The organism is Bradyrhizobium sp. 2TAF36 (genome assembly GCF_052114925.1).
GTDB classification, from domain to species: domain Bacteria; phylum Pseudomonadota; class Alphaproteobacteria; order Rhizobiales; family Xanthobacteraceae; genus Bradyrhizobium; species Bradyrhizobium barranii.
This window is the reverse complement of sequence record NZ_JBFRFR010000044.1, coordinates 67,031-77,079: the sequence shown is the minus strand read 5'-3', so window position 1 is coordinate 77,079 and position 10,049 is coordinate 67,031. Positions and strand designations below refer to the sequence as shown.

The 10,049-nt window shown below is 64.8% G+C and carries 7 protein-coding genes and 1 pseudogene; 5 read left to right on the top strand and 3 right to left on the bottom strand.

Annotated features, from left to right (window positions below):
* Nucleotides 1–919 precede the first annotated feature (919 nt).
* The 3 genes and pseudogenes from AB4Z51_RS24960 to AB4Z51_RS24950 all read left to right on the top strand — a co-directional run bounded on the left by AB4Z51_RS24960 (nucleotide 920) and on the right by AB4Z51_RS24950 (nucleotide 3,684).
* The gene (locus tag AB4Z51_RS24960; protein WP_085401948.1) at nucleotides 920–2,983 is read left to right on the top strand and encodes a M23 family metallopeptidase; all 2,064 of its coding nucleotides are present in this window, start codon (nucleotides 920–922) and stop codon (nucleotides 2,981–2,983) included.
* Nucleotides 2,984–3,078: 95 nt separating this feature from the next.
* Nucleotides 3,079–3,334 (top strand): annotated as a pseudogene (locus AB4Z51_RS24955) (hypothetical protein); the annotation flags it as partial.
* A gap of 83 nt (nucleotides 3,335–3,417) precedes the next feature.
* On the top strand, nucleotides 3,418–3,684 hold the full coding sequence (locus AB4Z51_RS24950) for a hypothetical protein (RefSeq protein ID WP_441498197.1): 267 nt from the start codon (nucleotides 3,418–3,420) through the stop codon (nucleotides 3,682–3,684).
* 79 nt (nucleotides 3,685–3,763) lie between these two features.
* Here the strand turns inward: AB4Z51_RS24950 and clpB are convergent, their stop codons facing one another.
* Nucleotides 3,764–6,403: an ATP-dependent chaperone ClpB gene (clpB, locus tag AB4Z51_RS24945; protein ID WP_441498196.1), complete on the bottom strand. Its 2,640-nt coding sequence runs from the start codon at nucleotides 6,401–6,403 to the stop codon at nucleotides 3,764–3,766.
* Nucleotides 6,404–6,644: 241 nt separating this feature from the next.
* Between clpB and AB4Z51_RS24940 the strand changes: the two genes are divergently transcribed.
* On the top strand, nucleotides 6,645–7,433 hold the full coding sequence (locus AB4Z51_RS24940) for an MOSC domain-containing protein (RefSeq protein ID WP_085401945.1): 789 nt from the start codon (nucleotides 6,645–6,647) through the stop codon (nucleotides 7,431–7,433).
* A gap of 125 nt (nucleotides 7,434–7,558) precedes the next feature.
* On the opposite strand, the gene AB4Z51_RS24935 is transcribed toward AB4Z51_RS24940, so the two are convergent.
* Nucleotides 7,559–8,245, bottom strand: a complete 687-nt coding sequence (locus AB4Z51_RS24935; protein WP_063985774.1) for an NlpC/P60 family protein — start codon at nucleotides 8,243–8,245, stop codon at nucleotides 7,559–7,561.
* A 215-nt stretch (nucleotides 8,246–8,460) separates the two neighbouring features.
* Between AB4Z51_RS24935 and AB4Z51_RS24930 the strand changes: the two genes are divergently transcribed.
* Nucleotides 8,461–9,324, top strand: a complete 864-nt coding sequence (locus AB4Z51_RS24930; RefSeq protein ID WP_441498195.1) for an alpha/beta fold hydrolase — start codon at nucleotides 8,461–8,463, stop codon at nucleotides 9,322–9,324.
* A 59-nt stretch (nucleotides 9,325–9,383) separates the two neighbouring features.
* On the opposite strand, the gene metW is transcribed toward AB4Z51_RS24930, so the two are convergent.
* Nucleotides 9,384–10,046, bottom strand: a complete 663-nt coding sequence (gene metW / locus AB4Z51_RS24925; protein WP_014491669.1) for a methionine biosynthesis protein MetW — start codon at nucleotides 10,044–10,046, stop codon at nucleotides 9,384–9,386.
* Nucleotides 10,047–10,049 lie beyond the last annotated feature (3 nt).

The window sequence follows — 10,049 nt, the reverse complement described above, 5'->3', positions numbered from 1 at the left end:
TCTTTCTTCATCTTCACTTGTCAAACAGCCCGGGACCACGAGGCCCCAACCTTCCAGAGTGGAAGGGTTCCGACACCCTTACCGACGATGAATGAACTCCAATCGACTTACGTCGACTGTTGTGTCACTCAACAAGGTGAGGAGCATCAGTGGCGCGTTCGCTCGCCTCGGTCAGTGACCCGGCGGCGCCGCGCTCAGTGGTCGGGTTATAGGCCCCCCCGCCCGGGATTGTCAACGCCCATTGTCAACAAATCGTCGCACGGTGGATCATCGAAAAAAAATCCCGCGATTCCAGTCAATTAGAAGGGCCGCCAATGGCCGGATCAAAGCTGCACCGCAAAAAATCTCGAAAAAAGTTTGCCCGCCGGCCGGCTCCGGAGGGGGCTTTGGACGCCTCTCCAGGCACCCTCCCCCTGCGTCCTTCCAGACGCCCCCGGGGCCGGACAGGCGGAGGCCCATCCAGGCCGGACCGAGCCCTCGTCCATGGCAGACGAGCCCCATCCAAGGCTGGACCGAGCTCCACCCCAGGCCAAACCTAGTCCCCCGGACCCGGCCAGACGGGCTTCTTGCGCCCGGCCGTTCAGGAAACTTTTTCCATATTAGGCGCCGTACTAGAGCCACAATCCCGCGGCGTTCTGGTACAGACAAGCTTGAATCGCGGGATGCCAGTGGGGGCTGCCGGCGATTTTCATGGGGTCAGAGGAAGGCATCTTGCAGATGACGCGGCCTTCCTTCGACATTCGAGAGACATCGAGAGACCTTTACCCGTCCAGCTGTTCGTAATTTCGGCCGGCCCCATCGAGGGCCTTCTGAGCGCGGGCGCCTGTGCGGCTTGCCTTTTCCGGCGATCCCCCTTCAAGAGGGCGGCCAGGAAGGGTTCGAAAGCAGGCATCTTGGGTCGTTGATTGGGGGACTTGGTTTGAACCACAGGACGTCGCGCGGCGCTTACGGGCGTGAGACCGGGATCATCGATCTCGGCCACGAGCCGCCGCTGTCCGTCGATGGTTCCGAGGCCGCCGTCATCGATCGCCGCCGCGTTTCCGTGCAATGGTTCAGCGGGACAATTCTGACCGGACTCTGCGGCGCAGCCCTGATCGGCGGCGCCGTTTTCGCTTCTCTCGACGGTGAGATGACCTTCGCCAAGGTGCCTGAGCGCGTCGAAGGCGCGCTGCGCGGCGCATTCGGCGCGGCCGATCGCGCCGCCACGCTGCACAAGAGCGACCGCCTGCCGCCGCCGAACGAATCCACGGCCTCGCGCAACATCGTGCGCGTCTCCACCGTCGCCCGCGTCGGCAACCGCGACGTGATGCGAGTGCGCCCGTTCGTCCGGATCGCCGGCAATCTGTCGATGACGACGAGCGATCTGTCGGCGAAAATCCCGCCGTTCAACGCCCAGCGCCTGCTCACCGATGTCGGCTCCGATCCGAAGACCGCGGCGGAAGATCCGAACAATCCCGAAGCCGTCGAGCCCGATGCCGAAGTCTCCTTCGTCACCAAGGACCTGTCGCCGGTGCTGCCGAAGGCCAAGATTTCCGCCGTGGTGGCGCTCGACGACATCCTGATGCGGGTGCGCGACGCCGCCAACTGGCGCGGCAATGGCGGGGTGCGCTACGCCTCGCTCGCCAATGCCACCGCCGACGTCTCCGGCGCGACCGGCCCCTCCGACATGAAGATGGCCTACGCCACCGAAGCGTCGGCGTCCGATCCCTATGCCGGCTTCGAGACGCGCGTGGTGCCGGAAAACGTCACGCTGCTGCCGAAGACCAAGGAGCAGATCACCGGCGGCAATCCCAACGGCGAACGCGTCCACGTGGTCAAGAAGGGCGACAGCGTCGGCTCCGTCCTGCGCGATCTCGGCGCGACGGCCGAGGAGATCAAGGCGATCACCGCGACGCTCGGTCCGCGCGGCCGCGACGGCGGCCTGAAGGAAGGCGAAAAGCTCCGCATCCTGATGGCGCCCGCAAGCCCCGGCGCCCGCCTCCAACCCTATCGCGTCGTGGTTGCAAACGACACCATGGTCGAGGCGATCGCGGCGCTGTCCGATCTCGGCAAATACGTCGCGGTCGACGTCTCCAGCATGAACACCGTCGCCGATGCCGCGGCCAGCGCCAACAGCGACGACGATGACGACGATGACGGCACCGGCGTGCGGCTCTACCAGAGCATCTACGAGACCGCGATGCGCAACAAAGTCCCGATGCCGGTCATCGAGGACATGATCAAGATCTACTCCTACGACGTCGATTTCCAGCGCAAGGTCGCGCCGGGCGATTCATTCGACGTGTTCTACGCCGGCGAAGAAGAGGGCACGACGTCGAACGAAAAGAACGACGTGCTGTTCGCCTCCCTCACGGTCGGCGGCGAGACCAAGAAATACTACCGCTACCAGAGCCCCGACGACGGCGTCGTCGACTACTATGACGAGACCGGCAAGAGCGCGAAAAAATTCCTGGTCAGGAAGCCCGTCAACAACGCGATCATGCGCTCCGGCTTCGGCGGCCGCCGCCATCCGATCCTGGGCTATGTGAAGATGCACACCGGCGTTGACTGGGCCACCTCCTACGGCACGCCGATCTTCGCTTCCGGCAACGGCGTGCTCGAGAAGGTCGGCCCCGAAGGCGGCTACGGCAAATATATCCGCATCAAGCACTCCAACGGCTACGAGACCGCCTACGGCCACATGTCGGCCTTCGCCAAGGGCATGGAGATCGGCAAGAAGGTGCGGCAGGGTCAGGTGATCGGCTTCGTCGGTTCGACCGGCCAGTCGACCGGCCCTCACGTCCACTACGAAATCCTGGTCAACGGCCGCTTCGTCGATCCGCTGCGCGTGAAACTGCCGCGCGGCCGTTCGCTGGAAGGCACGGTGCTCGCGGGCTTCGAGAAGGAACGCGACCGGCTCGACGCCATGATGAGCGGCCGCAACGGCGCCATCGCCCGCATTTCGGACGCAACCGGCGGCCCGTTGCAGGTCACCAACCGCTGATCCCTAACCGGCCGAAATCGACCGGACATCTCTGGAAAACATGATCTGGATGCGACGTCGTTTCACGGCGTTACAACGTCAAGTTTCGTTTGCCAAAGCGGCATCAAGGCATCGCGCGCGGGAGCGACGGCAGGCTGATCGTGGCGGAAGTGGGCGCCAGGCGACTAATCGAGATCGCGCCGGACAGCGGCAAGGTCACCGAGATCGCTGCCAATCTTCCGATCGGGCTGATGGGCGCACCCGGGGGCCTTGCCCAGCAACATCCCGACTGGCGTCGCCATCGGCGCCTCCGGCGTCATCTACTTCTCCTCCGATATCGAGAACGCGATCTACAAGGTCACCAGGAAGTAGCGCGGAGGAAACCAGCCCGGTGGAACCGGCACACGCGTTTCCCGGTTAAATGCTGACGGAAGCCGACCAACAGGAGGATCCCCATGCGGCGCCTCTCACGCGACGATGTCGTCAAGACCGTGGATCGAGCCGACGAAGTCACCATCGCCCAGATCATCGGAACCGGCGCGACGGTCGAGGAACTCGCCGAAGCCCAGGCCTGGCTCGCCAATGACGAGCCGATGATCAATGATTTGCGCCCGCTGGCGCACGGACGCGTGCGCGAGCTTGTCGACATCCTGTCGGAGCTCGATGAGGACAGCGACGAGCAAGGTACAGCCGAACCCGGCTCAACATCCGCGGTCAACTAGAGCGAACCTCGTCAAAGCAATTCGCCCCGGAGAGTTGGCCTCTCCGGGGCGATTTTTCGTTTTGCAGTGAGCGCGACGATCAGTTCAATTTCCGCTTCGACACCGGCGCCTCGAACTGGGCGATCTCCGCGGTCTGCGGCGCGTTGCCGTTGAAGGTCAGCACGTTGCCTGCGGCGGAGATCGCGACCGTGTCGCCGTCCCTGATATCGCCAGCCAGAATCATTTCGGCGAGCGGATCCTGCACGTAGCGCTGGACCACCCGCTTCAGCGGCCTTGCGCCGTAGGCGGGATCCCAGCCTTTGGCAGCGAGCCAGTCGCGGCCGGCGGCATCGAGCGTCAGCACGATCTTGCGATCGGTCAGGAGCTTTTGCAGCCGGGCGAACTGGATCTCGACGATCCGGCCCATCTCGCTCCTCTGCAGGCGGTGGAACAGGATGATCTCGTCGACACGGTTCAGGAACTCGGGCCGGAAATGCCCACGCACCATTCCCATCACCTGTTCACGCACCGCTGAGGTGTCTTCGCCCTCCGGTTGATTCACCAAATACTCCGAACCGAGGTTCGAGGTCATGATGATCAGCGTGTTGCGGAAATCGACGGTGCGACCCTGGCCATCGGTCAGGCGGCCGTCGTCGAGCACCTGCAACAGGACGTTGAAGACGTCAGGATGYGCCTTCTCGATCTCGTCGAACAGCACCACCTGATAGGGCCGGCGCCGCACCGCTTCGGTGAGCGCGCCGCCCTCGTCATAGCCGACATAGCCGGGAGGCGCACCGATCAGCCGCGAGACCGAGTGCTTCTCCATGTACTCGGACATGTCGAGGCGGACCATCGCGGTCTCGTCGTTGAACAGGTACTCCGCCAGCGCCTTGGTCAGCTCGGTCTTGCCGACGCCGGTCGGCCCCAGGAACATGAACGAGCCGGTCGGCCGGTTCGGGTCCTGCAGGCCCGCACGCGAGCGGCGCACGGCGGTCGCGACCGCACGCACGGCCTCGGCCTGGCCGACGACGCGCTTGCCGAGCTGCTCCTCCATCTTCAGGAGCTTCTCCTTCTCGCCCTCCAGCATCTTGTCGACGGGCACGCCGGTCCAGCGCGACACCACCTGCGCGATGTGGTTGGCGGTGACCGCCTCCTCCATCATATCGCCGGAGCCCTCACGCGCCTCGATGTCCGCGAGCTGCTTCTCGAGCTGCGGGATCCGGCCATAGGCCAGCTCGCCGGCCTTCTGGAATTCGCCGCGTCGCTGTGCGTCGGCGAGATCGACACGCAGCGCGTCCAGCTCTGACTTCAGCTTCTGGGCGTTGGAGAGCTTGTTCTTCTCCGCGCTCCAGCGCGACGTCAGGGCCGCGGATTTCTCTTCGAGTTCGATGAGCTCCTTCTGAAGCCCCTCGAGACGGGTCTTGGAGCCGAGATCGCTCTCCTTCTTGAGAGCTTCCTGCTCGATCTTGAGCCGGATGATCTCGCGGTCGAGCGAATCCAGCTCTTCCGGCTTGGAATCGACCTGCATCTTCAGCCGCGCGGCCGCCTCGTCCATGAGGTCGATCGCCTTGTCCGGCAGGAAGCGGTCGGTGATGTAGCGGTTGGACAGCGTCGTCGCCGCCACGAGCGCGGAATCGGTGATCCGCACGCCATGGTGCTGCTCGTACTTATCTTTCAACCCGCGGAGGATCGAGATGGTGTCCTCGACGGAGGGCTCGCTGACGAAGATCGGCTGGAAGCGCCGCGCCAGCGCCGCATCCTTTTCGACGTGCTTGCGGTACTCGTCGAGCGTGGTGGCGCCGATGCAGTGCAGCTCGCCGCGCGCGAGCGCGGGCTTGAGCAGGTTGGATGCGTCCATCGCGCCGTCACCCTTGCCGGCGCCGATCAGCGTATGCATCTCGTCGATGAACAGGATGAAATTGCCCTCGCTCGCGGTGACTTCCTGGAGCACGGCCTTCAGCCGCTCCTCGAACTCGCCGCGGTACTTCGCACCCGCAATCAGCGCGCCGAGATCGAGCGAGAGCAGCTTCTTGTCCTGGAGGGTCTCGGGCACGTCGCCGTTGACGATGCGCAGCGCGAGGCCCTCGGCGATGGCGGTCTTGCCGACGCCGGGCTCACCGATCAGCACGGGATTGTTCTTGGTCCGGCGCGACAGCACCTGGATGGTGCGGCGGATCTCCTCGTCGCGGCCGATGACCGGGTCGAGCTTGCCGTCGCGCGCAGCCTGGGTCAGGTCGCGGGCATATTTCTTCAGCGCGTCATAGGCGTTCTCGGCGGTCGCGGAGTCCGCCGTGCGGCCCTTGCGCAGCGCCTCGATCGCAGCATTGAGATTTTGCGGGGTGACGCCGCCCTTGGCCAGGATCGTGCCGGCCTCGCTGGTCTTTTCCAGCGTAAGGCCGAGCAGCAGCCGCTCGACGGTGACAAAGCTGTCGCCGGCCTTCTCGCCGGCCTTTTCGGCGGCGTCGAAAGTGCGGGCGAGCTCGGGCGCCAGATAGATCTGGCCGGCGCCGCCGCCGGAGACCTTCGGCACCTTGTTGAGGGCGTCCTCGGTCGCCTTCAGGATGGCGCGGGAATTGCCGCCGGCGCGGTCGATCAGCCCGGCAGCGAGGCCCTCATTGTCGTCCAGCAGAACCTTCAGGACGTGCAGGGTCGAAAACTGCTGATGCCCCTCGCGTACCGCAAGCGATTGCGCGGACTGAACGAAGCCCCTGGAGCGTTCGGTGTACTTGTCGATGTTCATGTCTTTTCTTTCCCTCGGCCTGCCCCTGGAGCCCTCTAAGGCACTCCAAACGGCATCTTCATTGGGTTTCCGCTGGACGCGTTGACGTTCCTCAACCGGCAGCGGTCGTTATCAGCCGGCGCTGGCGCCGGCCTGACCCAGATGTGGGAAGCTTGGCCTCGGATCGGAAGAGGCGCGTTCACAATTTCGTGCACGGGTCCGCCTGCTTGGCGCCAGCAGGTCGAATCCCTTAAGTAGCGACATGACAGCCAGCCAGACCGCCGAAATCACCGGCCTTTACCGTTACCCGATCAAAGGCCTGACGCCGGAATCCCTGCCCCGGGTCCCCCTGCGGACCGGCCAGACCCTGCCCGCCGACCGCCGCTACGCCATCGAGAACGGACCGAGCGGCTTCGATCCGGAGGCGCCGGCCTGGAAGCCGAAAATCCAGTTCCTGATGTTGGCACGCAATGAGCGGCTGGCGTCCCTCGACAGCCGGTTCGAGGACGCGACCAACCGCCTGACCATCCGCAAGGACGGCCAGATCGTCGCCAGCGGGAACCTCGAGACCACTGCCGGGCGCGCCGCCATCGAGGATTATTTCACGGAGAATTTTCAGCCGGAGCTGAAGGGCCCGCCAAAAGTTCTGTCCGGCCGCGACCACAGCTTTTCCGACGTCGCCCGCAAGGTCGTGTCGATCATCAACCTCGGCAGTGTCCGGGCGATCGAGACCATGCTCGGCGGCGCCGCAGTCAATCCGCTGCGCTTCCGCGCCAATCTCTACGTGAAGGGCTGGCCGGCCTGGTCCGAGCTCGAGCTCGTCGGCGAGACGCTGGCGATCGGCGAGGCCCGGCTCAAGGTGGTCAAGCGCATCGTCCGCTGCCCGGCGGTCAACGTCGATCCCAAGACCGCGCAGCGCGATCTCGAGATACCGCCGACGCTGTCGCGCAATCTCGGCCACATGGATTGCGGCATCTATGCCGAGGTCATCGCCGATGGCGAGATCGGCGTCGGTGACGCGATCGCGGTGGAAGCGCCGAAGCTGGTGTGAGCCGTCCGCCGCTGCCGTAGTGTGGGCAAAGCGAAAGCGTGCCCACCACTCCGGTCCATCTAACTCCGTTGCACCGCCGGTGGGCACGACGCTTGCGCGCCTTTGCCCACCCTACGGCTCCGTCGTCAGTTCGGCATCACATACGCATAGATCCGGCCGCGCGAGACCGGCGCCTCGCGAACACGATTGCCGTTGTTGCCGGAAATCATGATCGGATTGCCCTGCGCGTCCACGCCGGTGATGATGCCGACATGGCCGCCCCGGCGACCGCGCGACATGACCGCGATGGCGCCGACCTGCGGACCGGAGACACGCGTGCCGTAGCGCGCGAACGAGCTCGCCATGTCGGAGCCGGTGCCCTGATGGCCGGTGTGCTGCAGCACCATGTTCATGAAGCGCGCGCACCACAGGCTGCCGCGCCCGGTCGGATTGCCGCCGATATAGCGACGCGCCTCGGACACGAGGCCGGATCCGCCGCCGAAGCCGCCACCGCTATTGGCCATTCCAGGATTGGTCATTCCGTTGTTGGCCATGCCGCCGACATTGGCGTTCGGATTGTAGCTCGCCTGGGTGTCGGCGAAGCCGCTCGCCTGCAACTGCGCCGCGCCGCGCTCGAAGCGCGAGCTGCGGGCATGGTGGCGATAATGACGGTAATGATGATGTCTGGCGTGATGCACGTAAGCGTGCCGCTCTGCGCTATGACGATGATGCGGCCGCGCTGAGGCCGGAGAAACGAACGCGGCAACCGCCGCGAAGAAAATCGCCAGCGCGACAACACAACGCGACAGGCGAGACGCAAACAACTCCAACATACTTCATCCTTCTTGACACCCCACTTCCCCAATCGGCCCGTGCGATGGCCGGCATCCGTCTGGCCGTTAAGCCGCCGGATGTGGCGAGAAAAAGACGCCACGCCCGCGAATAGCTGCGATGATTTTGTGCCGGTGCTGGCTTGAGGCTGCCGCATTGCGGACAACAACGTTAACTGCAATTCTCCAAAGGCGGCTTGAAGAGAGGGAAACAGTTAATGCCCCACGCCACCACCAGAGACGACGTCCGCATCTATTTCGAAGAAGCGGGTCAGGGAACGCCGATTATTTTTCTGCATGAGTTCGCGGCCGACTACACCAATTGGGAGCCGCAGATGCGCTACTTCTCGCGCAGCCATCGCTGCATCACCTATTCCGCGCGCGGCTACACGCCGTCGGACGTGCCTGATGGCGAGGTCTACACCTACAAGCATTTCTACACCGACGCGCTCGCGGTACTCGATCATCTCAAGATCGAGCGCGCGCATCTCGTCGGCCTGTCGATGGGCGCCTATTCGTCACTCCAGATCGGGTTGAACGCGCCGCAGCGCGCGCTGTCGATGACGCTGGCCGGCGTGGGCTCAGGATCGGAGATCGAGAATCTCGACAACTGGCGCAAGCAGTGCCGCGCCAACGCCGAGCAGTTCGAGACGCTCGGCTCCGCCGAGGTCGCAAAGGTCACGCGCGAGGCGCCGAGCCGGATTCCCTTCCTGGTCAAGGATCCGCGCGGCCATGCCGATTTCTACGCCGCACTGGCGCGCCACGATGCCAAGGGCTCCGCGAACACGATGCGCGGCTTCCAGGGCGGCAGGCCATCGATCTTTGCGATGACCGACGCGATCAGAGGCGTAGCGACACCGGCGCTGATCATCTGCGGCGACGAAGACRATCCCTGCGTCGGAGCAAGCCTGTTCCTGAAGAAGCACCTGCCCGCGGCGGGCCTCGCGATGTTTCCGAAATCCGGCCACGTGCTCAATCTCGAAGAGCCCGCGCTGTTCAACGAGAGCGTGGAGCGGTTCGTGACGCTGGTGGAAGCCGGGCGCTGGCCGGTGCGCGATCCGCGGTCGCTGGCGGCGCATTAGACTGCCAGCCGCTGTCATTCCGGGATGCGCCGACAGGCGCAGGCCCGGAATGACGGCAGCTACTTCCCCTGCCCGCGCGTGAGCAAGAACACACCCTGCTCGCCGAACATGTTCCACACCCACCACGGCAACCGCAGCCGCAATGGACGGCCGTAGAGATCCAGCGCCTCGGCGCGCTCCATCTTGACGTCGATCGCGTCGCAGAGCTCGACGAAATCCTTGATGGTGCAGAAATGGATGTTGGCGGTGTCGTACCAGGTCGCCGGCAGATTCTCGGTGCGCGGCATGTGGCCGCCGACCAGGAGCTGGAGCCGCATCTTCCAGAAGCCGAAATTCGGGAACGACACGATGGCGCGGCGGCCGATGCGCAGCAGATTCTCCAGCACGACCCGCGGCTGCCGCGTCGCCTGCAGCGTCTGCGACAGGATGACGTAATCGAAGGCGTCGTCGGGATAATTGACGAGATCGGTGTCGGCATCGCCCTGCACCACCGCGAGGCCCTTGGCGACGCAGCGATTGACGCCCTCGCGCGACAGCTCGATGCCGCGCCCGTCGATGCCGCGGGTCTCCAGAAGCTGGAGCAAATCGCCCTCGCCGCAGCCGACGTCGAGCACTTTCGAGCCGGGCTTGACCATCTCGGCGACCAGCAGATGATCGGCGCGAAACTGGCCTGACTGCTCCGTCGCAACGCCGCCCAGCGGCAGCACTTCCTGCACAGACATCGC

Coding starts and splice junctions, on each gene's coding strand:
- metW (WP_014491669.1), bottom strand. CDS start 10,046: ATGTCTGTGCAGGAAGTGCTGCCGCTGGGCGGCGTTGCGACGGAGCAG.
- AB4Z51_RS24935 (WP_063985774.1), bottom strand. CDS start 8,245: ATGTTGGAGTTGTTTGCGTCTCGCCTGTCGCGTTGTGTTGTCGCGCTG.
- AB4Z51_RS24950 (WP_441498197.1), top strand. CDS start 3,418: ATGCGGCGCCTCTCACGCGACGATGTCGTCAAGACCGTGGATCGAGCC.
- AB4Z51_RS24940 (WP_085401945.1), top strand. CDS start 6,645: ATGACAGCCAGCCAGACCGCCGAAATCACCGGCCTTTACCGTTACCCG.